Genomic DNA, 23,361 nt, shown 5'->3' with positions numbered 1-23,361 from the left:
TGCTCGCTGCCCCGGAAGAATGCCCGCTGCTCGCGGGCATTTTTCTTTCAGGTGCGCAGCGCCCGGCCCTCGGCGGCACTGCGCGTGCCGAGCGCCAGCAGCTCCATGAGCGCGACGGCTTCTTCGGGCGGAACGGGGTTGGGGCCGTGGCCGAGGATCGCGTCGCGCACCGCAGCATAGTAGTCGGCATAGTTGCCGGGCCGTGTCGGCACCCTGCGCATGCGCGCGATGCCATCGGCACCGGGCACCGTGAGTTCGCCGTCGAGCGGGTCGGCGCCCCAATCCTCACCCGGCGGACGCTGGCCGGCGCGCAGCGCGTCTTCCTGCGTGTCCACGCCATGCTTGACGAAGGTCCCACGCGTGCCGTGCACGATGTAGCGCGGCGCGGCATGGGCCGCGAGCGTGGTGGCGTGCAGCACCACGCGCAACGGCGCATGCGGCCCCGCCTCGTAGCGCAGCACCGCATGGAAGTAATCCTCGACCACGGCGCCGTCCCGCAGCGCGGCCGTGTCGAGCTGGAGCGTGTCCGGGCGGCCGAACAGCTGCACCGCCTGGTCGATTAGGTGCGCACCCAGGTCGACCCAGAGGCCGGCGCCGGGCACCGCCTGTTCACGCCAGCGCGCCCTGACCTCGGGACGGAAACGATCGAAGTGCGATTCGAAGTAGACCGGTCGGCCGAGTTCGCCGGCGGCGAGCAGGTCCTTGAGCGTGAGGAAGTCGGCGTCGAAGCGCCGGTTCTGGTAGACCGACAGGACCAGGTTGTTGCGCTCCGCCAACGATGCGAGGTCGCGCGCTTCGGCCACATCGAGCGTGAAGGGTTTGTCCACCACGACGTGCTTGCCGGCCTCGAGCGCCGTCCGGGCGACGGGATGGTGCTGGGCATTCGGCGTGGCCACCACCACCAGGTCGATGTCCGCGCGCGCGGCAAGCGCCGCCACGTCGGGCACCACGGCCACGCCGGGCCAGTCGGCCTGGACCTTGTGCGGCTGCGAACTCGCCACCGCCACCAGTTCGAGCCCCGGCACGGCCGAGAGCACGGGCGCATGAAAGGTCTGGCCGGCGAAACCGTAGCCGACGAGGCCGGCGCGCAGCATTCTGGAGGTCATCTGGGGCGTCTTCCGCTGAAAGCGCCCAGTATGCGATAATCGCTGGCTCCGCGAAAAGTGCAGCCGGGCGTCTTGCCCTGCGATTCCGTCAAGCTCGACGGAACGGTCGTCGACCCGGCGTGTGCCGGCCCAGGCGTCTTGTGGCTCTCGCATCGACCCCAAAGGAAATACCATGGCAAAAGAAGGCATTCACCCGAACTACCGCGAAATCCTGTTCGTCGACATGTCGAACGGCTTCAAGTTCGTGACCCGTTCGTGCGCGAACACCAAGGAAATGGCCAAGGCCGACGACGGCCGCGAACTGCCGCTGTTCAAGCTCGACACCACGAGCGAATCGCACCCCTTCTACACCGGCACGCAGAAGTCGGTCGACAACATGGGCGGTCGCGTCGAGAAGTTCCGCAACCGCTTCGGCAAGACCACTGGCGCTGCTTCCAAGTAAGGCACGCGCTTTCGCATCGAGGGCAGCCCGGTTTACCGCGCTGCCCTTTTTCTTGTCGACGACTGCCGCCCTACTTCGTACGTGAACCAGCCCACTCCTGCGATCGTTGCCCAGAGCGCCGTGCGCCGGTTGCCGCGCGTGGCGCTGCTGCTGCTGTGCGCCGCCTACCTGCTGCCGGGCCTCGTCGGGCGCGGCCCCTGGAAGAGCGCGGACATCTCGGCCTTCGGCTACATGGCCGAACTCGCCGCCAGCACCGAAGGCATCGCGCGCTGGTTCGATCCCATGCTGCTCGGCCTGCGGCCCGAGACGCCGGCGCTGATCCCCTACTGGATCGGCGCCTGGGCCATCAAGATCGCGCCCGCGTGGGTGCACCCCGACTTCGCGGTGCGCTTCGTCTTCGCGCTGATGCTCTGGGGCACCTTCACCGCCACCTGGTACGCCGTCTACTACCTGGCCCGCACGTCGCGCGCCCAGCCTGTGGCCTTCGCCTTCGGCGGCGAAGCACGGCCGACCGACTACGCACGCGCCATTGCCGACGGCGGCCTGCTCGCGCTGATCGCCTGCCTGGGCCTGGCGCAGCTCGGCCACGAAACCACGCCGGCCCTGGCGCAGCTGTATTTCGCATCGCACCTGTTCTACGGCGTCGCCGCGCTGCCGTACCGCCGGGTTGGGCCGACGATCGCGCTCGTCGTCGGCACCGTCGGCATGACATTGAGCGGCGGCCCCACGATCGGCCTGGCGCTGGCGGCGGGCAGCGCGCTGTTCATGGCCTACGAACGGCGCACCGCGCGCAAGACCGCGCCGACCTACGCCGACGATGACGAAAGCCCCGGCTACACGCGTGGCGCGCTCGCGGCGACAGCCGGCGTCTCGCTTGCGGCGGCGGCGCTGGCCGTGGGGCTGGGGCTGCTGCAATGGAAGATCGAGTTGCCGGGCGATCATTCCAACAGCGCATCGGTGCTCGGCGACCTGCGCAGCCATGCCAAGCTGCTGGTCTGGTTCACCTGGCCGGTCTGGCCGCTGGCCCTCTGGACGCTCTGGCGCTGGCGCCGCCAACTCACCGCGCGCCACGTGGCGCTGCCCTTCTGGTTCGCGCTGGTGCCATTGGCCGCCACCCTGACCACGAGCTACTCCGACCGCTCGCTGCTGCTGGCGCTGCCGGCTTTCGCCACGCTCGCGGCCTTTGCGCTACCGACCTTCAGGCGCAGCGCTGCCGCGCTGATCGACTGGTTCAACGTGCTGTTCTTCAGCGGCCTCGCCGTGCTCGGCTGGATCTACTGGATCGCCATGCAGACCGGCGTGCCGCCCAAGCCCGCGGCGAGCGTGTCGCGGCTGGTGCCCGGCTTCGTGCCCGAGTTCGCGCTCGTTCCGTTCGTGCTGGCGCTGGCTGCCACCATCGCGTGGTGCTGGCTGGTGCGCTGGCGCACCGGGCGCCACCGCGCGGCACTCTGGAAGACGCTGGTGCTGCCGGCCGGCGGCACCGCCCTGTGCTGGATGCTGCTGATGACGCTGTGGCTGCCTTCGATCGACTACGCGCGCAGCTATGTGCCGCAGGTGCGCGCGGTGACCGAGCGCGTCGGTCAGCCGGTCTGCGTGGCCGAGCTGGCGCTCAGCCGCGCGCACATCGCGGCGCTCAGGCACCACGGTCATTTCAACCTGCGCCCGCTGCTGCTCGGCACCGACTGCCCCTGGCTGCTCGTGAGCCCCGACGTCATCACCCGGCTGCACACCATCGTGCCGCTGGAGCAGTGGCGGTTCAGCGGCACCCTGCGGCGCCCCAGCAGCGCGAGCGACGACCTGCTGCTCTACCAGAAGATCGCGCCCGCCCAGTGATCGGCGAACGCGGTCTGATCGCACGGCACGCCGGCACGGTGCTGGTCGGCCAGTTGGCGGTGATGGCGTTCGGCGTGACCGACACCATCGTCGCCGGCCGCTATGCCGAAGGCGCGCTCGCCGCGCTGTCGGTGGGCTCGGCGATCTTCATCAGCGTGTTCGTGTCGCTCATGGGCGTGCTGCAGGCCCTGCTGCCGGTGTGGGCCGAACTCCACGGCGCTGGCCGTCCCAGCGAGGTCGGCCGCTCGGTGCGGCAGTCGCTCTACCTGGCGGCCATCGCCATCGCCGTGGGCATGGCGGTGCTGCTCTTTCCCGGTGCGGTGCTGCAATGGACCCAGGTGCCGCCCGCGATGCGCGCCGTGGTGGAAGCGTACCTGGCGGTGCTCGCGTTCGCGCTGCCGCCGGCGCTGCTGTTCCGCCTGTTCAGCACGCTCAGCCAGAGCCTCGGCAAGCCGCAGGTCGTGACCTGGCTGCAGATCGGCTCGCTGGCCGTGAAGCTGCCGCTCTCGGTCTGGTTCACTTTCGGCGGCGCCGGTCTGCCCGCGATGGGCCTGGTGGGCTGCGCCTGGGCCACGCTGTTCGTGAACTGGGCGATGCTCGGATGCGCAGCGTGGTTGTTGCGCAGCAGCAGCTTCTACCGCGGCTACCAGCTCTGGGAGCGCATCGAGCGGCCCGACTGGCAGCAGATCCGCCAGTTCGCGCGCCTGGGCATTCCCGGCGGCCTCGCGGTGCTGGTGGAAGTGACCTCGTTCACGCTGATGGCGCTGTTCATTGCACGGCTGGGCACCGCGGCGGCAGCGGCACACCAGATCGCGTCGAACCTGCTGGCCGTAGCCTACATGGTGCCGCTCTCGCTGGCCATCGCGACCAGCGCGCGGGTGAGCTTCTGGCTCGGCGCCGGGCAGGCGCACCGGGCGCGCCGCGCCTGCCGCCTCGGCTTCGAACTCACCGCCCTGTGCGCGCTGTTCTTCGCGGGCGCGATGGTGGCGCTGCGCTTCAAGCTGGCGCAGGTGTATTCCGACAACCCCGCCGTGGCCGCGCTGGCCGCGTCGCTGCTGCTGGTGGTGGCGGCCTACCATTTCGCCGATGCGCTGCAGACACTGTGCGTGTTCGTGCTGCGAAGCTACCGCGTCACCTTCATGCCGCTCGCCATCTACTGCACGCTGCTCTGGGGTGTCGGGCTCGGCGGCAGCTACCTGCTGGCCTACCGGGGCCTCGGTCCGTGGCCCGCCATGCAGTCGCCGCTGGCGTTCTGGCTCATGAGCGCGGGTGCGCTCGCGGTCACGGCGTTGTTGTTCGGCGCGCTGCTGCGCTGGACGATGCGGCGCTCGATGGGCCCGATGGGCTCGTAGGCGATTTCGCCAGCAGCCGCGCCTCGCGCACCCGGCTGGCGGGAAACACCAGCGCAAAACGCGAGCCCTTGCCCACGGTGCTTTCGATGCGCAGTTCGGCCCCGTGCCGCTGTGCGATGTGCTTGACGATCGCAAGGCCCAGGCCGGTGCCGCCGGTCTCGCGCGAGCGGCTGCGGTCGATGCGGTAGAAGCGCTCGGTCAGGCGCGGGAGGTGCTCGGCCGCGATGCCGGGCCCGGTATCGCGCACCGCGTATTCGCCGCGCCCGTCGGGCAGCAGCCGCCAGCTCACCGCCACTTCGCCGCCGCCGGGGGTGTAGCGGATGGCATTGGTCAGCAGGTTCGACATCGCGCTCTGCAGCTCCGTCGGCGCACCCGAGATCTCGGATTCCGCACCGAGCTCGAACGAGAGCCGGTGCCCGAGCGGCGCGAGCCGGCCCGACAAACCGCGCCCTTCGTCCTCGCACTGCGCGAACAAGGCGCGCATGCGGACCCATTGGCTGCCCGAAGGCGGCGCGCTGCCTTCGAGGCGCGACAGCGTCAGCAGGTCATTCACCAGCGTTTCCATGCGGTGAGATTGCTGGCTCATGAGTGCGAGGTACCTCGCGCGCTCCTCGGCGTCGAGCGGCAGGTTCTGCAGCGTCTCGACGAAGCCCGCGAGCACCGTGAGTGGCGTGCGGATCTCGTGCGAGACGTTGGCCACGAAATCGCGCCGCATCGCCTCGGCCTGTTCGAGCGCGGTGATGTCGCGCGTGAGCAGCATGCGGCGGTTGCCCGCATAGGGATGCACCTGCACCGACAGCCGGATCGAGTGGCTGCGCTGCTGCGCGGGCCCGGCCCCCGAGGCATCGATCACCACGTCGCGGCTGTAGTTCCACGAGGCCAGGTAGGCGACGAAAGCCGGGTCGCGCACCAGGTTCGCCAGGTGTTGCAGCAGGTCGCGCTCGGCGTTGATGCCGAACTGGCCGGCGGCCGTCTGGTTGCACCACTCGATGCGGCCCTGCTCGTCGAGCAGGATCACGCCATTGGGCGAAGCCTGGATCGCCGCAAGGAACTCCTGTAGCCGTTCTTCAGCCTGCCGGGTCTGCTGCTCGCGCTCGCGCAGCAGCTTGCGGATGCGCTCCGCCAGTTCGCCCCAGACCCCCGGGCCGCGCGTGGGCAGGCCGGCGGCATCGTTGCGCAGCACCCGCAGCAGTCGTTCTGCGCGCCAGGCGTCGAGCCCGAGCCACAGCACCGCGCCCAGCCAGGCGCCGAGCCACCAGTACTTCCAGCCGAGAATCGCGCCGACACCCGCCCCGACCAGGAGGGACGCGAGCAGAAACGTGGCAATGCGAAACGGCATGGCGCGCGATTATCCGCGCCCGTGGCCGGAGCGAACGGCGCGCCGGCTCAAACCGTGACCTGGGCGGTCAGACGATAGCCGGCGCCGCGCACCGTCTCGACCATCGGCGAAGCCGCACCGAGCGATTCGCGCAGGCGCTTGACGTGCACGTCGACCGTGCGCTCCTCGATGTAGACGTGGTCGCCCCATACCTTGTCGAGCAGCTGCGCGCGGCTGTGCACGCGCTCGGCATGCTGCATCAGGTAGGCGAGCAGCTTGAATTCGGTCGGGCCCACCTTGAGTGCATTGCCCTGCCAGGTGACCCGGTGCGTCGCGGTGTCGAGCACCAGTTCGCCGATCTCGACGCGCTCGGTCACGACCTCGGGCGCGCGGCGGCGCAGCACGGCCCGGATTCGGGCGAGCATTTCCTGCGTGGAGAACGGCTTGGTGATGTAGTCGTCGGCACCCGCGTCGAGGCCCGCGACCTTGTCGGGCTCGTCGCCGCGCGCGGTCAGCATCAGGATCGGGATGCCCTTGGTGCGCGCATCCTTGCGCCACTGGCGTGCGAGCTGCAGGCCGCTCTGGCCCGGCAGCATCCAGTCGAGCAGGATCAGGTCGGGCAGAAAGGCGTCGATCTCGCGCTGGGCTGCGGCGCCGTCTTCCGACCAGATCGGCTCGAAGCCGTTGTGGCGCAGGTTGACCGCGATCAGCTCGGCGATCGAGGATTCGTCTTCAACGATCAGGACTCGTGGCTTCTTCATGAGAGAGATTGAAATGCTGCGCAAGCCCCCGCGCCCAATGGCCTAGGCGGGGAACACCGCGGAACCGGCTTTGCCGGGCCGCTGGTTTTGCCCCCTTGAGGGGGGAGTCGGCTACACGAAGTGAGCAAGGAACGGGGGTGGGTCATTGAAGCGCCGACTCGATTTCCTGCATCGAAGTGTGCCGCACATCGGCGCCCTTGACGATGTAGATGATGAATTCGGCAATGTTCTTCGCGTGGTCGCCGATGCGCTCGATGGCCTTGGCCAGGAACAGCAGGTCGAGGCTGGCCGAGATGGTGCGCGGATCTTCCATCATGTAGGTGACCAGCTTGCGCACGAAGCCGTCGAACTCCTTGTCGATCAGGTCGTCGTCCTTGAGGATCGACAGCGCCGCGGCCGTGTCCAGCCGCGCAAACGCGTCGAGCGCGGTGCGCAGCAGGCCCGAGGCCAGGTCGGCGGCGATGCGCAGCTCGTTCGAGGGCAGCGCACGGGCCGAGCCGCTCTCGATGATCGACTTGACCATGCGCGCGATCTTGTGGGCCTCGTCGCCCACGCGCTCGAGGTTGGCAGTGGTCTTGGAGATGGCGATCAAGAGGCGCAGGTCGCGCGCCGTGGGCTGGCGCCGCGCGATGATCGACGACAGCTCGCGGTCGATCTCGATCTCCATCGCGTTCACGCGCACTTCGGTCTCCATCACGCGATCGGCCGCCTCGGGGTCGAACTGAAGCAGCGCGTACACGGCCTGGTGAATCTGCGATTCGACCATGCCGCCGAGCTCCATCACGCGCGACGAGACGCCGTTGAGTTCGCTGTCGAACTGGCTGGAAAGGTGTTTCTCGGTCATGTTGTCTCCTTTGACTTAACCGAAGCGGCCGGTGATGTAGTCCTCGGTCTCCTTGCGCTGCGGCTTGAAGAACATCTGCTCCGTGGCACCGAACTCGATGAGGTCGCCCAGGTACATGTAGGCGGTGTAGTCGCTGCAGCGTGCGGCCTGCTGCATGTTGTGCGTGACGATGACCACGGTGTACTCGCTCTTGAGTTCGGCGATCAGTTCTTCAATCTTCGCAGTCGAGATCGGGTCGAGCGCCGAGCACGGTTCGTCGAGCAGCAGCACCTCGGGCTTGATGGCGATGCCCCGCGCAATGCACAGGCGCTGCTGCTGGCCGCCCGAGAGGCCCGAGCCGCTCTGCTGCAGCTTGTCGCGCACTTCGGTCCAGAGCGCGGCCTTCTTCAGGGCCCACTCCACGCGGTCGTCCATGTCGCTGGCCGAGAGATTCTCGAACAGCTTCACGCCGAAGGCGATGTTGTCGTAGATCGACATCGGGAACGGCGTGGGCTTCTGGAACACCATGCCGATCTTGGCGCGGATCAGCGCGACGTCCTGCTTGGAGGTGAGCAGGTTCTCGCCGTCGAGCGCGATGGTGCCTTCCGCGCGCTGCTCGGGATAGAGCTCGAACATGCGGTTGAAGGTGCGCAGCAGGGTCGACTTGCCGCAGCCCGACGGGCCGATGAAGGCCGTGACCTTGTTCTCGGGAATCTCGAGGTTGATGCCCTTGAGCGCGTGGAACTTGCCGTAGTAGAAGTTCAGGTCCTTGACCGAGAGCTTCGAGCGCGACGGTTGTGCGGCGGTGTTTGGCATGGTGGCTACTTGTTGGATCAGAATTTGTTGCGCGTCAGTACTCGCGCCAGGATGTTGAGGGCGAGCACGGCCACGGTAATCAGGAACACGCCGGCCCAGGCCAGCTGTTGCCAGTTCTCGTACGGGCTCATCGCGAACTTGAAGATCGTCACCGGCAGGCTGGCCATCGGCTGGCTCACGTCGGCGGTCCAGAACTGGTTGTTCAACGCGGTGAAGAGCAGCGGTGCCGTCTCGCCGGCGATGCGTGCCACGGCCAGCAGCACACCCGTCACCACACCGGCGCGCGCGGCGCGCAGCGTGATGCTCAGGATGACCTTCCACTTCGGCGTGCCGAGCGCATAGGCCGCTTCGCGCAGACCCGGGGGCACCAGCTGCAGCATGTTCTCGGTGGTGCGGATCACCACCGGAATCACGATCAGCGCCAGCGACAGCGCACCGGCCAGGCCCGAGAAGGTCTTGAAGTACGCGACCACGACGGCATACACGAACAGGCCGATCACGATCGACGGTGCCGACAGCAGGATGTCGTTGACGAAGCGCGTCACCGACGAGAGCCAGCCCTTCGGGTTGTACTCGGCCAGGTAGATGCCGGCCATGATGCCGATGGGCGTGCCCACGAAGGTCGCCATCATCACCATCACGAACGAACCGAAGATCGCGTTGGCAATGCCGCCCGCCTCGTTCGGCGGCGGCGTCATCTCGGTGAAGGTGGCGAGCGCCAGGCCGCCGATGCCCAGGCGCAGCGTTTCCCAGAGAATCCAGACCAGCCAGAAGACGCCGAACGCCATCGCCGCGAGCGACAGCGTCAGCGCGACCTTGTTCACGCGGTTGCGCGAGGCGAATCTGGCCTGGCGCGTTTCCGCCAACGCCTTGGCGTTGAGGAGGTTCTGTGCGGTGCTGCTCACGACTTGGTTCCTTCGCTCTTCTTCATCTGGGCCAGCAGCACTTTCGACAGCGTCAGCACGACGAAGGTGATGAAGAACAGCACCAGGCCGAGGTACATCAGCGCAGCCTGGTGCAGGCCGGCGCCGGCTTCGGCGAACTCGTTGGCGAGTGCCGATGTGATGCTGTTGGCCGCCTCGAACACCGACAGCGAGTTGAGCTGGTTCATGTTGCCGATCACGAAGGTGACGGCCATCGTTTCACCGAGCGCCCGGCCGAGGCCGAGCATGATGCCGCCGATGACGCCGGCCTTGGTATAGGGCAGCACCACCTTGGAAACCACTTCCCAGGTGGTGGAACCGAGGCCGTAGGCCGACTCCTTGAGCAGCGGCGGCGTCACCTCGAACACGTCGCGCATCACCGAGGCGATGAACGGAATGATCATGATCGCGAGGATGATGCCGGCCGACAGGATGCCGATGCCCACGGGCGGGCCGGACACCAGGGCGCCCAGGTATGGCACGCCCTCGAACAGCTTCTGCAGCGGCTGCTGCACATAAGTGGAAAGAATGGGGCCGAACACCAGCAGGCCCCACATGCCGTAGACGATCGACGGCACGGCGGCGAGCAATTCGATGGCTGTGCCCAGCGGGCGCTTGAGCCAGTTGGGCGAAAGTTCTGTCAGGAAAAGCGCGATGCCGAAGCTCACCGGCACGGCGATCACCAGTGCGATGAGCGAGGTGGCCAGCGTGCCGTAGATCATGACCAGGCCGCCGTACTCGTCCTTCACCGGGTCCCAAACGCTGCTCGTCAGGAAGCCGAGGCCGTACTTCGCGATCGCTGGCCATGCGCCGGCGATCAGCGACAGCAAAATGCCGATCAGCATCGCGAGCGTCAGCAACGCGGCGCCCTTGGCCGCCCAGCCGAACAGGCGGTCGGCCATGGGACCGGAACGCGGCGCCTTGGCCGGTGGCGGGTTGGTTCGCGCACGATCGCCTGAACGGTCGAGCGCGGCTGCGGAAGCAGGGAAAGTGGATGACACGGGTCGCTCCGGCAATGACGAAAGCGGCGCACCGTCGAGCGTTCTGTTGCTCACGGTGCGCCGTCCTGGACTGTGATGGTTGGAATTACTTGGATGCGACCGGCTTGCCCGATGCGTCCTTCACTTCACCCCATGCCTTGGCGATCGTGGCCTTCACGTTGTCGGGCATCGGCACGTAGTCGAGGTCGTCGGCCGTCTTGTCGCCGCTCTTGTAGGCCCAGTCGAAGAACTTCAGCACCGTGGTGGCATTGGCGGGCTTGTCCTGCACCTTGTGCATCAGGATGAAGGTGGCGCCGGTGATGGGCCATGCGTCCTTGCCGGCCTGGTTGGTCAGCACCTGGAAGAAGCTCTTGTTCCACTCGGCGTTGGCAGCGGCGGCCTTGAAGGCGTCGGCTTCCGGCGAGACGAAGTTGCCGGCCGCGTTCTGCAGCTGGGCGTAGGTCATCTTGTTCTGCTTGACGTAGGCGTACTCGACGTAGCCGATCGAATTCGGCAGGCGGTTCACGAACGCTGCGACGCCTTCGTTGCCCTTGCCGCCCGCGCCGGTCGGCCAGTTGACGGCCGTGCCCTCGCCGACCTTGGTCTTCCACTCGGCGTTGACCTTGCTCAGGTAGTTGGTGAACAGGAAGCTGGTGCCCGAACCGTCGGCACGGCGAACCGGTGCGATGGTGGCGTCAGGCAGGGCCAGCGAGCCGTTCAGCGCCTTGATGGCGGGGTCGTTCCACTTGGTGATCTTGCCCAGGTAGATGTCGCCGAGCACCTGGCCGTTGAGCTTCAGCTCGCCGGGCTTGATGCCCTGGATGTTGACCACGGGGATCACGCCGCCGATGACGGTGGGGAACTGCATCAGGCCCTTGGCCTGGAGGTCCTCGTCCTTCAGGGGCGCGTCGGAAGCGCCGAAGTCGACCGTCTTGGCCTCGATCTGCTTCAGGCCGGCGCCCGAGCCCACCGACTGGTAGTTGATCTTGACGCCGGTGGCCTTGTTGAAATCGGAGGCCCACTTGGCATAGAGCGGTGCCGGGAAGCTGGCACCGGCGCCGGTCACGTCTTGCGCGAAGGCGGGCACATGGGCGAAGAGCGCGGTCACGAGGCCGGCGGCGGCGAATTTGAAGGTCGTATTCATCAAAGGCGTCCTTTAGAAGTAAGAAGTAGTCCCTTTCGGGCTTGGAACGGACTCTAAAAAGCTTGTGTGACATCGGTGTGACACCTCGCTGTCGAGGGAAAAAGCGGTTGCTCTCCCCTGGCGCATGTGACGCTGTCACGGAACCGTCATTTGTCACGCCTAGCCTCTGCCGATGCCCGCCGTGGACCTTCGGCGCGCCATACGGCGCTACGATCCATGTCACTGCTCCTCTCACAGAACTACATGCAAAACGGCACCCGCCTCGCCGCTGTCGACCTCGGTTCGAACAGCTTCAGGCTCGAAATCGGCCAGGTCGACCACGGCCAGATCCACCGCACCGAATACCTCAAGGAAACCGTGCGCCAAGGCAACGGCCTCGACAGCGCCCGCAACCTCACACCCGAAGCCATGCAGCGCGGCTGGGACGCCCTGGCCCGCTTCGGCGAGCGGCTGTCCGGCTTCAAGCGCTCGCAGGTGCGCGCCGTGGCCACGCAGACGCTTCGCGAGGCGCGCAACCGAGAAGAATTCCTGTTGCGTGCGCGCACCATCCTGGGGTTCGGCATCGACGTGATCCCGGGCCGCGAGGAAGCGCGCCTGATCTACCAGGGCGTGGCGCACATGCTGCCGCACACCGATGCCTCCGACCGCGAACGGCGGCTGGTGATCGACATCGGCGGGCGCTCCACCGAAATGATCATCGGCCGCGCTCTCGAGGCCGAGCTGGTGGAGTCCTACCGCGTGGGCAGCGTCGCCTGGTCGATGAAGCACTTCGCCGAAGGGCTCTTCACGCCCGCCGCCTTCCGCGCCGCCGAGGTGGCCGCCAAGGCGGTGCTCGACGATGCGCTCTCCGGCTACGGCCGCGACCGCTGGGACGTGGCCTATGGCGCCTCCGGCACCATCGGCGCGGTGGGCGACATGCTGGCCGCGGCCGGCGGCGAGCCGGGGCTCGTCACGCGCGAAGGGCTCGACTGGCTCGTCGACCGCCTGCTCAAGGCCGGCAGCACCGACCGGCTGCGCATCGACGGCATGCGCGAAGACCGCAAGGCCGTGATCGGCGGCGGCGTGAGCGTGCTGCGCGCCGTGTTCGACCTGCTCGGCATCGAGCAGATGAAGGTCGCCCAGGGCGCGCTGCGCCACGGCGTGCTGTACGAACTGCTGGAGCGCGACGAGAGCGTGGCCGACATGCGCACGGCCACGGTGGCGCGGCTGGCCAGCCGGTTCGCGGTGGATGCGGCACAGGCACGGCGCGTGGGCGACACCGCGGCGGCGCTGTTCGTGCAGCTCATGCCCGCAGCCCGGGGCGGCAGCACCGGCAGCCGCGCCGGGCGCGCGCTGCGCAAGCTCGGCTGGGCAGCGCAGCTGCACGAGATCGGCACGCTGGTGTCGCACAGCGACTACCACAAGCACGGTGCCTACATCCTCGACAACACCGACGCGCCCGGCTTCGCGGTCAACGAACTGCATGCACTGGCGCAACTGGTGCTGGGCCAGCGCGGCAAGCTGCGCAAGCTCGAGGCGGCACTCGATGACGAAACCTTCGTGATGCAGCTGCTGTCGCTGCGGCTCGCCGTCATCCTGTGCCACGCGCGCCGCGACCCCGACGCCGAAGCGCTGCATCTGGCGGCGCTGGGCGCACGGGCGTTCACGATCGCGTGCGCGCCAGACTGGGCCGAGGCCTATCCGCAGTCCGCGCATCTGCTGCGCGAAGAAGTGCTGGCGTGGCAAAAAACCAGCAACTGGCGCATCGAACTCAGCTAGAACGAGCGCCCTGCCGGCCCCGCGCAGTCTTATTTCGGATCGGCTTGGGCAAGACGGGGCAGCGCATCGTCGCCGAACATGCCGGCGTAGGCCGGCCAGAGGATCTGCGACAGCCCGCGCCGCAGGCCCTCCTGGGCCTTGGCCGTGTCCTGCAGCAGGCCGTCGTAGGCCAGGAAGGCCGGCTCTTCGAGGTCGGCGGTGTGAGTGGTCTGGTGGAGCACCGCCTGCTGCTCGTTCTTGAGCGCCTGCTCGATCGCGACGAAGGGCTTGTAGCTCGAGGTCATGTCGGCCGCGCCGTAGGTCGTGGTAACCCGCATGATGAGCGTGCTGTAGCCAGGGGTGGGCTCGAACCCCGGCGCCTGCAACACGTCGTCCGGCCTGTCGACGCGAGCGACCGGCGTCAACTTGACCTCTCGGCCACTGGCCCGCAGGCGTGCCGCCACCAGGTCGGCGAAATGCCGATTCAGCGGCACCGCCCCGCCCTGCTTCACACGGGTGGTGAACTCCCCAGTGCGGCGTTCGATGCGATCGGCCCGCGTGACGCGGGTGCCGACCTCCACGCCGAGCGCAACGAGCGTGCCGACCGGGCCAAAGACACCCGCCCATCCGACGATGGCGGAACCGCCGCCGTCCATGACATTCAGCAGGTCTTCGTCGTTGTAGACGAGTTCGATCCGGGTGACGGTGCGGGTCGCGTCGTGTCGAACCTGCGGGGCGGGCTCGGGGGAGCGCGTGGCGGCACATCCCGACAGGAGAAGAACTGCTGCGGCCAGCAGCGGCACAAGCGCTTTCATGGGCATTCGCGGGTGAAAGGCGGCTGTACAGCCTGCTCACCCGCCTGCCCGGAATTCCGCGGCACACAAGGCGCTTGCTGCGCAATCGCCTTGTAGTTGTAAGTTATAGATGCATATGTTTCTAAATGCATCCGGCACGGCCATTGTGCCTACATAACCGTGCCGCGTCCCCGCGAAATTGGTGAATTAGTTTACATATTGGGGCAGATCGCGCGCCCCACCAACTCAGAGCAGCTCGGGCGACTGCACCGTGACCACCACCGTCTGCACATCGCCATCGCGCTCGCGCGTGCGGATCCACCACACCGAGCCCTTGCGCACCGGGCAGCTGTCCTGCTTCAGCCCCAGCAGCAGCGAGATGGCCTGGCCGAGCGAGGGCTGGTGGCCGATCATCAGCACGACCGACTTGCCGTTGGGCCAGCCCGCCGCGCTCAGCAAAGCGTCGGGCGTGGTGTCGGGCGCGAGCTCCGAACGCAACTTGTACTTGCGGCCGAGCGCCAGCGCAGTCTGCTCGCAGCGCCGCGCCGGGCTGCAGATGATGCGCGTGCCGTCGGGCAGCTGGCGGTCCAGCCAGCTGGCCATGCGCTTGGCCTGCTTTTCGCCGCGGCCGGTCAGCGAACGCTGCAGGTCGTCACAGCCCTCGGTCCAGTCGTCGGCTTCGGCATGGCGCCAGAAGATCAGGTCCATGGTCATCGCCTTTCGGTCGTCGTCAGCTGCCGGAGGCCTCGGCGTGCCCACCACGCGCGCCGTACCGGTTCATGAGCGCGGTCTGCGCGCCGTGCGCCTCGATGGCGCGCGAGGCGCCGGCCTCCCCGGGGTGGGTATCGCGGTCGACGCGCGTGTAGATGCCGTCGCCGCCAAGGTCCCAGGCATCGCGTCCGTCGTGCAGGTAGGCCACTAGGCATTCGTCGATCAGACGCTGGCGCAGGCTCGGGTCGGTCACGGGCCAGGCCAGCTCGATGCGCCGCATCATGTTGCGGTTCATCCAGTCGGCGCTCGACAGGTAGAGCGATTCGTCCTCGCCGTTGCGGAAATAGAAGACCCGCGAGTGTTCGAGGAAACGCCCGATCACCGAGCGCACGCGGATGTTGTCGGTCAGCCCCGGCACCTGCGCCGGCAGCGTGCAGGCGCCGCGCACGATGAGGTCGATCTTCACGCCGTTCTGCCCGGCGCGCACCAGCGCTGCGACCAGTTCCTCGTCGGTCAGCGCATTCATCTTGGCGACGATGCGCGTGGGCTCACCGGCAGCCGCCGCCACGCCGAGCGCGTCGATCTGCGCCACGAGGTTGCGGTGCAGGTCGAAGGGCGCAAGCCACATGCGGTTGAGCTTCGGCAGCCGGCTCTGGCTGGCCAGGTGCACGAACACCGCCTCCATGTCAGCCGTCAAGAGCGGATCGGCCGTGAGATGGCTGATGTCGGTGTAGAGCCCCGCGGTGCGCGGGTTGTAGTTGCCGGTCGAGAGATGCCCGTAGCGACGCATCTGCTTGCCCTCGCGGCGCGTCACCAGCAGCATCTTGGCGTGCGTCTTCAGGCCGACCACGCCATACACCACCTGCGCGCCGATCGATTCGAGCATCTCGGCCCAATTGATGTTGGCCTCTTCGTCGAAGCGGGCCTTGAGCTCCACCACCACCGTCACTTCCTTGCCCTTGCGCACGGCCTCGCGCAGCAGGTCCATCAGTTCGGAGTCGGGGCCGGTGCGATAGATGGTCTGCTTGATGGCCAGCACCTGCGGGTCGTCGACTGCCTCACGCAGGAAGGCGAGCACGCCGTCGAAGCTCTCGAAGGGCTGATGGATCAGCACGTCGCCGCGCTGCAGGCGCTCGAAGAACGACTGCGCCGGCGACAGCGTCACGGGATAGGAGGCGGCGTAAGGCGGAAAGCGCAGTTGCGGCTCTTCGAGCAGGTCGATCAGCTGCGTCAGCCGCGCGAGGTTGACCGGCCCATGCACGCGGTAGAGCGCCTGCGGCGGCAGGTTGAACTGCGCCAGCAGGAAGCTCGCCAGGGACTCCGCGCAGCTGGCCGACACCTCGAGCCGCACCGCCTGCCCGAAGTGGCGGTGCTGCAGACCCTGACGCAGCGCGGTGCGCAGGTTCTTGACGTCTTCCTCGTCCACCGCGAGATCGGAATGCCGCGTGACGCGGAACTGCGAGAAGTCGCCCACCTCGCGGCCGGGGAACATGCCGGACAGGTGCGCGCGCACCACGCTGGACAACGCCACGAACAGCGTCTTGCCCTCCGACACCTTGGCCGGCATGCGGATCACGCGCGGCAGCACCCGCGGCACCTTGACGATCTGAATCGGGTTCTCGCGCCCGAAGGCATCCTTGCCGCCGAGCCGCACGATGAAGTTGAGCGACTTGTTGGCCACTTGCGGGAACGGATGCGCCGGATCGAGGCCCACCGGGATCAGCAGCGGGCGCACCTCGCGCTCGAAATACTCGCTGACCCACTTGCGCTGCGCGGCATTGCGCTCGCCGTGCGAAATGATGTGAATGCCGTGCGTCGCGAAGGTCGGCATCAGCTCGTCGTTGTACAGCGCGTACTGGCGCGCCACCAGCGCATGAGCGGTTTCGGCCAGGCGCTCGAACGAGCCGACGGTGTAGACGCCTTTGCGGTCGCCGGCACCGCTGGCGATCAGGTGCGGCGCGGCACGGACCTCGAAGAATTCATCGAGGTTCGACGACACGATGCACAGGTAGCGCAGGCGCTCGATCAGCGGCACTTCGGGCCGGTGCGCCCAGTCGAGCACGCGCTCGTTGAACGACAGGATGCTGTGGTCGCGGTCGAGGAGTTTGAATGCCGAAGCCGCGACTGGCGGGCCAGCGGAAACAGATTCCATGGGCAATGATTCTGGGGCAAGCGGCACGGCAGTACACAAAGACGGGAATATGACAGTGTCACCGTCGTTCGTGACGGTTTCGTGACGCACCCGTGACGCCAGCGGTCCGCCCGCCTCCGGCGCCAGGCTGGGCGAGGAACCCGGCGGCCCTCCCTCGGGCCGGATCGCCGCTGGCTTCATGCGCCGAGAAAATGCTTGCGGTAGCGCGGCGGCAGGTCGTCGATGCGCATCAGCATCGGCAGGTCGGCGGTGTTGAAGTCCGGGTCCCAGGCCGGCGCGCCCAGCACCTTGGCACCGAGGCGCAGGTAGCCCTTGATGAGTGCAGGCGGCTCGACATCGAGCGCGCTGTCGAGCCGCTCGACCGGCAGCGGCAGGCGCGGCTGCACCTGGTACTGGATCGGTGCCATGTGGGTGGCCGAGAGCTGGCGCCAGATGCTGGCCGCGGCGTCGCCGCTGGTCACGCCGTTGTGCGACATCGGGATGCTCGCGCAGCCGATCATCGTGTCTAGCTTGTTGCGGTGCATGAACCCCGCCAGCGCGCCCCACAGGGCGAGGATCACCCCGCCCTGCCGATGCGCCGGGTGCACGCAGCTGCGGCCGAGCTCGACCATGCGCTCGCGCAGGTCGCGCAGGCGGGTCAGGTCGAATTCGGTGTCGCTGTAGGTGCTGCCGACGCGCCGGGCCTGCGCCGGCGTGAGCACGCGGTAGGTGCCGATCACCTGCTGTGTCAGTGCATCGCGCACCAGCAGGTGCTCGCAGAAATCGTCGAACAGGTCGATGTCGTGGCCCGCCAGCGGCGTGCTCACGCGGGCGCCCATCTCGCCGACGAACACCTCGTGGCGCAGGCGCTGCGCGGCGCGCACGTCGTCGAGGTGGCGTGCCCAGCCCACCGTGATGCCCTGCTTCGCATCGACCACCGGCGGCACCAGGATGGCGGCGGGCACCTCGGCGACCGGCACGCGCGGAAGGCCGGGCGTGGGCCAGAGCGCGGCGCGCAGGCCGATCTGCGAAAGCGGGAACGTCGGATTGGGCAGTTCTTTCATGGGGAACCCTTTCTGCGACGGAGTCTCGGCACCCGCGGTGAAACCGGCATGTCAACGGCATGGCATTTGCATGACCGTGTTACAGCGCATGAATGGCCTTGCTTGAAGGTTTAATGCGGGTTCCCCGACATGGAGCGTCCGACATGGCGACAGCCGCAACCAGCAACAACACAAGCAGCAGCAGTTTCGACAACCGCCTTCACCAGGCCTTTCCGGTGCTCAGCGACGCCGAAGTCGCGCGCGTGGCGCGCTTCGGCACGGTGCAGCGCTTCGCGCGCGGCGAGCGTCTCTTCACCGCCGGCGAAACCAGCCCCGGCATGTTCGTGCTGTTGCGCGGCGTGGTCGCTGTCACGCAACGCGACGGCCTGGGCCACGTGGTGCCGATCGTGCGCCAGGGACCGGGCGAGTTCCTCGCCGAAGTGGGCCAGCTGAGCGGCCAGCCCGCGCTCGTCGACGGCCATGCCGACGAGGACGTGGAGGCGCTGCTCGTGCCGCCCGCGCAATTGCGCGCGCTCCTGGTGGCCGAAGCCGACCTGGGCGAGCGCATCACGCGCGCGCTGATCCTGCGGCGCGTCGCCCTCATCGAATCGGGCGCGAGCGGGCCGGTGCTGATCGGCCAGCCGGCCTCGCCCGACATGGCACGGCTCGAGAACTTCCTGCGCCGCAACGGGCACCCCTACCACCTGGTGGATGCGGCCGACGACCCCGACGCCGCGGCGCTGCTCGAACAGTACGGCGCCTGCAAGCTGCTCGCCGTGTGCCCCGACGGCTCGGTGCTGGTGAATCCTTCCGAGGACGAGCTCGCCCGCTGCCTCGGCATGCTCGACACCGCGCCGCGCGACGAGGTGTTCGACGTGGCCGTGGTCGGCGCAGGTCCAGCCGGGCTGGCCACCGCGGTGTATGCGGCGTCGGAAGGGCTGCGCGTGATCGTGCTCGACTGCCGCGCGTTCGGCGGACAGGCCGGCGCCAGTGCGCGCATCGAGAACTACCTCGGCTTTCCCACCGGCATTTCGGGCCAGGCGCTCGCGGGCCGCGCCTACGTGCAGGCGCAGAAGTTCGGCGTCGACATGCTGATTCCGGCCAAGGCCGTGTCGCTCGACTGCACGCGCGACAACGCGAACGGCAGCCTGCGCATCGCGCTCACCGACGGCCGCGCCATCGAGGCCCGCACGGTCGTCATCGCGAGCGGCGCACGCTACCGGCGGCCCGAAGTACCCCGGCTCGCCGAATTCGAAGGGCGCGGCATCTGGTACTGGGCCTCGGCCATCGAAGCCAAGCTCTGCGCGCAGCAGGAGGTCGCGCTCGTCGGTGGCGGCAATTCCGCCGGCCAGGCCGCGGTGTTCCTGTCGCGCCATGCGGCCAAGGTCAACGTGCTGGTGCGCGGCCCCTCGCTGGCCGCGAGCATGTCGCGCTACCTGATCGACCGGATCGAGGCCACGCCGAACATCGAGCTGCATCCACACACCGAACTCGTAAAGCTCAACGGCGGACCGGACGAAGGCCTCACCGGCGCGACCTGGCGCTGCCGGGCCACCGGCCAGGAGCACGACTGCGACGCGCGCAACATCTTCCTGTTCGTCGGCGCCGAGCCCGAGACCGGCTGGCTCGAAGGCTGCGGCGTTTCGGTCGACAAGCACGGCTTCGTGCGGACCGGCGATGCGGCGAGCGGCGGCTTTCCGGCACGGCCGGCCGCGGCGCTCGAATCGAGCGTCCAGGGCGTCTTCGCGGTCGGCGATGCGCGCTCGGGCTCGGTCAAGCGCGTGGGCGGCGCGATCGGCGAAGGTGCGGCCGTGGTGGCGCTGATCCACCAGCACCTCTCGTCCGCCTCCGCCGTGGCCTGACGACGGCGCTGCGCCGGCCGGCGGGCAAGCCCCTCTGCGACATCGAACTGTCCGGCGCGGCTATGCTGCCTTTTCCGAATCACAACCCGCATAACGGAGAGCCGCGACATGTCCGCTTCGCCCACCATCGACGTCTATTCCTGGCCCACGCCCAACGGCCACAAGGTTCACATCATGCTGGAGGAGTGCGGCCTGCCCTACCGCGCCCACCCGATCAACATCGGCAAGGGCGACCAGTTCGCGCCCGACTTCCTCGCGATCAGTCCCAACAACAAGATCCCGGCGATCACCGATCCCGAAGGTCCGGACGGCCAGCCGATCTCGCTCTTCGAATCGGGCGCCATCCTGGTCTACCTGGCGGGCAAGACCGGCAAGTTCCTGCCCACGGGCGACCGCGAACGCTACGACGTGCTGCAGTGGCTCATGTTCCAGATGGGCGGCGTCGGCCCCATGCTCGGGCAGGCGCACCATTTCCGCATGTATGCGCCCGACAAGATCCCCTACGCCATCGAGCGCTACAGCAACGAGGCCAAGCGCCTCTACAGCGTGATCGAGCGGCAGCTGTCGAAGAACCGCTTCATCGCGGGCCAGAGCTACTCGATCGCCGACATCGCGATCTTCCCGTGGCTGCGCAGCTGGGAGAAGCAGGGCATCACGCTCACCGACTATCCGCATCTGAAGGCCTGGTTCGACGGGATCGAGGCCCGCCCCGCCGTGCAGCGTGGCGTGAAGGTGCTGGCCGACCTGCGCCAGCCGATCACCGGTGACAAGGAACGCGAAATTCTTTTTGGCAAGACGCAGTACGAGCGTCGCTGATCGCTATATATCCGGGCTAGAATGGAAGGCTTGTCGGGGTGTAGCGCAGCCTGGTAGCGCATCTGGTTTGGGACCAGAGGGTCGAAGGTTCGAATCCTTTCGCCCCGACCAAGTTTTCTTCTCGTATCTCGTTTTCGCTTCTGTCCGGCCCGGAATCTGCCCGTAGCTCAGTTGGATAGAGCACCTGCCTTCTAAGCAGGTTGTCGGGGGTTCGATCCCCTCCGGGCAGGCCACCTCTCCCCCCCTCCCTCTTTCGTTCATCGGCACGGATTCCTCAATTCGGCAAGCTGCTCGCGCGTCCGCGCGCGTGTTCAATTCCAATTGCAACGACGCAAACGCGTGCAGCTATTGCATGCGGTCACATCGAGTGTGGCGAATTGGCCTCGGTGTAAACGTGTGCAACGCGGCATGCATGTTGCAAAGCCCGTGTATCCTTTCTGGCCGCCAATCAGGTGCGCGCCGTCCTTCCCGAACCAATGAAATTAGCGATCCTGACCGTCCGCGGAAAGCCGGTGAACCCCGGCATATCGGCGCTTATTTTCATTTTCTTCTCCATCGTCGTCGGCGTCATACCTTTTGCCTACCATGACACGGCGGCCGCGACTTTCCCCGACGAAGAAACGCTGCTGAGCTTTTTCGGGGAGGACGCCTGCCAGTTGACTTCCACCACGGTGGAGGAACGCAATTCATACGCGTGCAGCGCTTTTCTGCTCGAATCGGCCGGCCTCAGCGCCGCCACCGCACCGCTTGCGGGCGCGATCCTGAGCGTGGCGCTCACGATCATCCCGCTGCTGCAGTTCCGGCGCGTCACGCTCGGGGTGTTCCTGGTTTCACTCGGCTGGGGCTTCATCCGGGCCATTTTTCTATCGGTGCTCTCGAAGGACATGCTGTCGGCGACCGTGGTGCTGATTTGCGTGCTCGCGGCGCGAAGTTCGAGCTTCGGCTGGGTCTGGCTCGCCACCGCAACGCTCTACGGCTGGATGGTGCGCAAATACTGGCTGCTCGTGAGCGCCGTGTGGGTCGGGCTCTGGCTGCTGCGCAGCCGACTCACCGTATTTCGCCTGGTCTTATTGATTCTTTTGGTCTATATCGCCATGGCGCTGATCTTTCAGTTTGCGCTCGGCGTTTCCCTTGATTTCGCGCGCTCGCAGGTGAACGAAAACCGCGAAATAGGCGCCGAGGGGTCCCGCACGATCATCCAGGCCGTGATCGCCTCCGAAAACCCGATTGCGCAAGCCCTCAATGCGCTGATCACCTATTTCCGCCTGGCATTTCCGCTGGAACTGCTGCGATTTGGCTCGGTGGGGCAATTGGCATTCATCGCGATCATGCCTTTCACCTACATCTGGATGATCCGGACAATCGTCAAGGGCGTGAAATCGACCGACCCGCGGATGATCCAGGCCGGCAAGGTCGCGCTCGCACCGCTGTCCTTCCTGATCGTCGAAGGCATCTTCGAGCCCGATTTCGGTTCCTTCGCACGCCATTTCGCGATGGTCAGCCCGCTGATCTTCTCGGCCATGGCTCTGGTGCAGCAGGCCGAGCGGGTGCAGAACCGCCGGCTGCGCCGCGCGCGCATCCAGCAAGCCCTGGCCACCGCCGCCGCAGCGGCAGCAACAACCACAACAACCCCGGTCCCGCAAGGGGCCCAGCTCCGGTGAAATCCCAAGCCATCGTCGAAGACCCCTCTCGCTACCTCGAGTCGATCCAGGCCGGACGGGGCATCGCCGCGCTGCTCGTGGTGGTGCACCATGCCGCGCAGAAGGCCGCCGCGCTGTCGAACGGGGCGATCCCGTCCTTCGACTTCGGCATCGTCGGTGTCGATCTGTTCTTCATGATCAGCGGCTTCATCATCTACTTCGTCACGGCACACAAGCCGGCGACGCATGCCGAGTTCTTCGAGAAGCGGCTGGTGCGGATCTTCCCGCTGTACTGGGGGCTCACGCTGATGGCGCTGGCCATCTTCCTGGTGAAGCCGGGGCTCATCAACAGCAACGCGAGCGTGCCGACCGACGTGGCCGCGTCCTTCCTGCTGTGGCCCACGGTGGCGCCGTACCTCGTCAACAACGGCTGGACCCTCACCTACGAGGTGCTGTTCTACATCCTGTGGGGCCTGGTCGCGCTGCCGATGGCGACCGATCGACGCGCGGTGGTCGCCTGCGCGCTGCTGCTGGCGATCGCCATCGCGGGGCCGGTGATGGCGATCGATCCGAAGGTGCTCAACCTCTCGCTGTTCGTGGAGTTCGCGGCCGGCGTGCTGACCGGCGTCGCCTTCCACAAGCGATGGCTGCGGCCGAAGCGGGGCCTGTCCGCCCTGCTCCTGCTGGTCGGCACGGTGCTGGCTTTCGCGGCCGTCGAGGGCGGGATGTCGAACTCGCCGTTGCGCGGCTTCGTGCTGCTGGTGCCGGTGGCGATGATATTCCTGGGCATCGTGCTGGCCGGACCGCTCTGGCGCGGCGCTCCCTGGATGCTGCGGATCGGCGACAGCTCGTATTCGCTGTACCTGTTCCATCCGTTCGTCTTGGTGCTGATTCCGATCGCCGTGCGCCTCACGGGGCTGCAGCATTCGGCCGTCGCGGTGCTGCTGATCGCCCTGGCGGGGTGCGTGGCCGCCGTCGCGTTCTCGTTCCTGCTCTACAAGCTGGTGGAACTGCCGATGACGAACTGGCTCAGGCGCTGGGTCGGGCGTGTCGGCCGTTCTTCGCGCCTGCCCGCCTGAAGGCTTACAGCGCCTCGCGCAGGCGGCTGTCGCACGGCGGGATCGCGCCC

General features: G+C 67.4%; 20 protein-coding genes and 2 tRNA genes. 10 read left to right on the top strand and 12 right to left on the bottom strand.

The genetic code is table 11. The annotated features are described in order from the left end of the window. Nucleotides 1-47: 47 nt before the first annotated feature. The gene (locus tag AC3A6J_RS05365) at nucleotides 48-1,106 is read right to left on the bottom strand and encodes an oxidoreductase (RefSeq protein ID WP_487858877.1); all 1,059 of its coding nucleotides are present in this window, start codon (nucleotides 1,104-1,106) and stop codon (nucleotides 48-50) included. 172 nt (nucleotides 1,107-1,278) lie between these two features. On the opposite strand from AC3A6J_RS05365, the gene AC3A6J_RS05360 reads away from it, so the two are divergent. From AC3A6J_RS05360 to AC3A6J_RS05350, 3 genes are all read left to right on the top strand, one after another. After that, nucleotides 1,279-1,548, top strand: coding sequence for a type B 50S ribosomal protein L31 (locus AC3A6J_RS05360; RefSeq protein ID WP_487858876.1), 270 nt, complete (start codon nucleotides 1,279-1,281; stop codon nucleotides 1,546-1,548). An 81-nt stretch (nucleotides 1,549-1,629) separates the two neighbouring features. Beyond that, complete coding sequence (locus AC3A6J_RS05355) at nucleotides 1,630-3,381, top strand: hypothetical protein (protein ID WP_487858875.1); 1,752 nt, start codon at nucleotides 1,630-1,632, stop codon at nucleotides 3,379-3,381. Then, nucleotides 3,378-4,733, top strand: coding sequence for an MATE family efflux transporter (locus AC3A6J_RS05350; RefSeq protein WP_487858874.1), 1,356 nt, complete (start codon nucleotides 3,378-3,380; stop codon nucleotides 4,731-4,733). The genes AC3A6J_RS05355 and AC3A6J_RS05350 overlap by 4 nt, the downstream gene beginning before the upstream one ends. On the opposite strand, the gene phoR is transcribed toward AC3A6J_RS05350, so the two are convergent. The 7 genes from phoR to pstS all read right to left on the bottom strand — a co-directional run bounded on the left by phoR (nucleotide 4,663) and on the right by pstS (nucleotide 11,498). After that, entirely contained in the window at nucleotides 4,663-6,072 is a 1,410-nt protein-coding gene (gene phoR, locus AC3A6J_RS05345) for a phosphate regulon sensor histidine kinase PhoR (RefSeq protein ID WP_487858873.1), read from the bottom strand. The two genes, AC3A6J_RS05350 and phoR, sit on opposite strands and share 71 nt — an antisense overlap. Nucleotides 6,073-6,119: 47 nt before the next feature. Next, nucleotides 6,120-6,812 (bottom strand): phosphate regulon transcriptional regulator PhoB, encoded by a 693-nt coding sequence (gene phoB / locus AC3A6J_RS05340; RefSeq protein ID WP_487858872.1) that lies wholly within the window; start codon nucleotides 6,810-6,812, stop codon nucleotides 6,120-6,122. 142 nt (nucleotides 6,813-6,954) lie between these two features. Further along, nucleotides 6,955-7,656, bottom strand: a complete 702-nt coding sequence (phoU, locus tag AC3A6J_RS05335; protein WP_487858871.1) for a phosphate signaling complex protein PhoU — start codon at nucleotides 7,654-7,656, stop codon at nucleotides 6,955-6,957. A 15-nt stretch (nucleotides 7,657-7,671) separates the two neighbouring features. Continuing rightward, nucleotides 7,672-8,451: a phosphate ABC transporter ATP-binding protein PstB gene (pstB, locus tag AC3A6J_RS05330; RefSeq protein ID WP_487858870.1), complete on the bottom strand. Its 780-nt coding sequence runs from the start codon at nucleotides 8,449-8,451 to the stop codon at nucleotides 7,672-7,674. Nucleotides 8,452-8,468: 17 nt separating this feature from the next. Beyond that, complete coding sequence (gene pstA, locus AC3A6J_RS05325; RefSeq protein ID WP_487858869.1) at nucleotides 8,469-9,356, bottom strand: phosphate ABC transporter permease PstA; 888 nt, start codon at nucleotides 9,354-9,356, stop codon at nucleotides 8,469-8,471. Further along, a complete protein-coding gene (gene pstC, locus AC3A6J_RS05320; RefSeq protein WP_487858868.1) occupies nucleotides 9,353-10,375 on the bottom strand; it encodes a phosphate ABC transporter permease subunit PstC in 1,023 nt (340 codons plus the stop codon). The genes pstA and pstC overlap by 4 nt, the downstream gene beginning before the upstream one ends. Before the next feature lie 85 nt (nucleotides 10,376-10,460). Then, on the bottom strand, nucleotides 10,461-11,498 hold the full coding sequence (pstS, locus tag AC3A6J_RS05315) for a phosphate ABC transporter substrate-binding protein PstS (protein ID WP_487858867.1): 1,038 nt from the start codon (nucleotides 11,496-11,498) through the stop codon (nucleotides 10,461-10,463). Nucleotides 11,499-11,741: 243 nt separating this feature from the next. Between pstS and AC3A6J_RS05310 the strand changes: the two genes are divergently transcribed. Continuing rightward, complete coding sequence (locus AC3A6J_RS05310) at nucleotides 11,742-13,256, top strand: Ppx/GppA phosphatase family protein (RefSeq protein ID WP_487859343.1); 1,515 nt, start codon at nucleotides 11,742-11,744, stop codon at nucleotides 13,254-13,256. A 29-nt stretch (nucleotides 13,257-13,285) separates the two neighbouring features. Here AC3A6J_RS05310 and AC3A6J_RS05305 read toward each other — a convergent pair whose 3' ends face one another. The 4 genes from AC3A6J_RS05305 to AC3A6J_RS05290 all read right to left on the bottom strand — a co-directional run bounded on the left by AC3A6J_RS05305 (nucleotide 13,286) and on the right by AC3A6J_RS05290 (nucleotide 17,935). Then, on the bottom strand, nucleotides 13,286-14,050 hold the full coding sequence (locus AC3A6J_RS05305) for a hypothetical protein (protein ID WP_487858866.1): 765 nt from the start codon (nucleotides 14,048-14,050) through the stop codon (nucleotides 13,286-13,288). A 225-nt stretch (nucleotides 14,051-14,275) separates the two neighbouring features. Beyond that, on the bottom strand, nucleotides 14,276-14,737 hold the full coding sequence (locus AC3A6J_RS05300; RefSeq protein WP_487858865.1) for a SixA phosphatase family protein: 462 nt from the start codon (nucleotides 14,735-14,737) through the stop codon (nucleotides 14,276-14,278). A gap of 22 nt (nucleotides 14,738-14,759) precedes the next feature. Continuing rightward, the gene (gene ppk1 / locus AC3A6J_RS05295; protein ID WP_487858864.1) at nucleotides 14,760-17,072 is read right to left on the bottom strand and encodes a polyphosphate kinase 1; all 2,313 of its coding nucleotides are present in this window, start codon (nucleotides 17,070-17,072) and stop codon (nucleotides 14,760-14,762) included. Then, nucleotides 17,069-17,935, bottom strand: coding sequence for a GNAT family N-acetyltransferase (locus tag AC3A6J_RS05290; RefSeq protein ID WP_487858863.1), 867 nt, complete (start codon nucleotides 17,933-17,935; stop codon nucleotides 17,069-17,071). Before AC3A6J_RS05290 ends, ppk1 begins: the two co-directional genes overlap by 4 nt. Nucleotides 17,936-18,078: 143 nt before the next feature. Between AC3A6J_RS05290 and AC3A6J_RS05285 the strand changes: the two genes are divergently transcribed. The 6 genes from AC3A6J_RS05285 to AC3A6J_RS05260 all read left to right on the top strand — a co-directional run bounded on the left by AC3A6J_RS05285 (nucleotide 18,079) and on the right by AC3A6J_RS05260 (nucleotide 23,311). Beyond that, entirely contained in the window at nucleotides 18,079-19,776 is a 1,698-nt protein-coding gene (locus AC3A6J_RS05285) for an FAD-dependent oxidoreductase (protein ID WP_487858862.1), read from the top strand. Nucleotides 19,777-19,884: 108 nt separating this feature from the next. Continuing rightward, complete coding sequence (locus tag AC3A6J_RS05280) at nucleotides 19,885-20,592, top strand: glutathione binding-like protein (protein WP_487858861.1); 708 nt, start codon at nucleotides 19,885-19,887, stop codon at nucleotides 20,590-20,592. Between the two features lie 34 nt (nucleotides 20,593-20,626). Then, nucleotides 20,627-20,703, top strand: a tRNA-Pro gene (locus AC3A6J_RS05275). Between the two features lie 45 nt (nucleotides 20,704-20,748). After that, a tRNA-Arg gene (locus AC3A6J_RS05270) sits at nucleotides 20,749-20,825 on the top strand. Nucleotides 20,826-21,068: 243 nt separating this feature from the next. Continuing rightward, nucleotides 21,069-22,253: a hypothetical protein gene (locus AC3A6J_RS05265; RefSeq protein WP_487858860.1), complete on the top strand. Its 1,185-nt coding sequence runs from the start codon at nucleotides 21,069-21,071 to the stop codon at nucleotides 22,251-22,253. Continuing rightward, nucleotides 22,250-23,311 carry an acyltransferase family protein gene (locus AC3A6J_RS05260; protein ID WP_487858859.1) on the top strand — a complete coding sequence of 354 codons (1,062 nt, stop codon included), beginning with the start codon at nucleotides 22,250-22,252 and terminating at the stop codon, nucleotides 23,309-23,311. Before AC3A6J_RS05265 ends, AC3A6J_RS05260 begins: the two co-directional genes overlap by 4 nt. The last annotated feature ends 50 nt before the right edge of the window (nucleotides 23,312-23,361 follow it).

It is taken from the genome of Variovorax sp. Soil_C_39, from assembly GCF_057656815.1.
Note: the sequence above shows the minus strand (reverse complement) of the source record. Positions and strands in the feature narration are given on the sequence as shown.

What these genes read in the sequence shown, in the direction of transcription:
- AC3A6J_RS05305 (WP_487858866.1), bottom strand. Translation starts at nt 14,050, where the DNA reads ATGAAAGCGCTTGTGCCGCTGCTGGCCGCAGCAGTTCTTCTCCTGTCG.
- ppk1 (WP_487858864.1), bottom strand. Translation starts at nt 17,072, where the DNA reads ATGAAGCCAGCGGCGATCCGGCCCGAGGGAGGGCCGCCGGGTTCCTCG.
- AC3A6J_RS05265 (WP_487858860.1), top strand. Translation starts at nt 21,069, where the DNA reads ATGAAATTAGCGATCCTGACCGTCCGCGGAAAGCCGGTGAACCCCGGC.
- pstB (WP_487858870.1), bottom strand. Translation starts at nt 8,451, where the DNA reads ATGCCAAACACCGCCGCACAACCGTCGCGCTCGAAGCTCTCGGTCAAG.
- AC3A6J_RS05285 (WP_487858862.1), top strand. Translation starts at nt 18,079, where the DNA reads ATGGCGACAGCCGCAACCAGCAACAACACAAGCAGCAGCAGTTTCGAC.
- phoB (WP_487858872.1), bottom strand. Translation starts at nt 6,812, where the DNA reads ATGAAGAAGCCACGAGTCCTGATCGTTGAAGACGAATCCTCGATCGCC.
- AC3A6J_RS05300 (WP_487858865.1), bottom strand. Translation starts at nt 14,737, where the DNA reads ATGGACCTGATCTTCTGGCGCCATGCCGAAGCCGACGACTGGACCGAG.
- phoR (WP_487858873.1), bottom strand. Translation starts at nt 6,072, where the DNA reads ATGCCGTTTCGCATTGCCACGTTTCTGCTCGCGTCCCTCCTGGTCGGG.
- phoU (WP_487858871.1), bottom strand. Translation starts at nt 7,656, where the DNA reads ATGACCGAGAAACACCTTTCCAGCCAGTTCGACAGCGAACTCAACGGC.
- AC3A6J_RS05280 (WP_487858861.1), top strand. Translation starts at nt 19,885, where the DNA reads ATGTCCGCTTCGCCCACCATCGACGTCTATTCCTGGCCCACGCCCAAC.
- AC3A6J_RS05365 (WP_487858877.1), bottom strand. Translation starts at nt 1,106, where the DNA reads ATGACCTCCAGAATGCTGCGCGCCGGCCTCGTCGGCTACGGTTTCGCC.
- AC3A6J_RS05290 (WP_487858863.1), bottom strand. Translation starts at nt 17,935, where the DNA reads ATGAAAGAACTGCCCAATCCGACGTTCCCGCTTTCGCAGATCGGCCTG.
- AC3A6J_RS05310 (WP_487859343.1), top strand. Translation starts at nt 11,742, where the DNA reads ATGCAAAACGGCACCCGCCTCGCCGCTGTCGACCTCGGTTCGAACAGC.
- AC3A6J_RS05360 (WP_487858876.1), top strand. Translation starts at nt 1,279, where the DNA reads ATGGCAAAAGAAGGCATTCACCCGAACTACCGCGAAATCCTGTTCGTC.
- pstS (WP_487858867.1), bottom strand. Translation starts at nt 11,498, where the DNA reads ATGAATACGACCTTCAAATTCGCCGCCGCCGGCCTCGTGACCGCGCTC.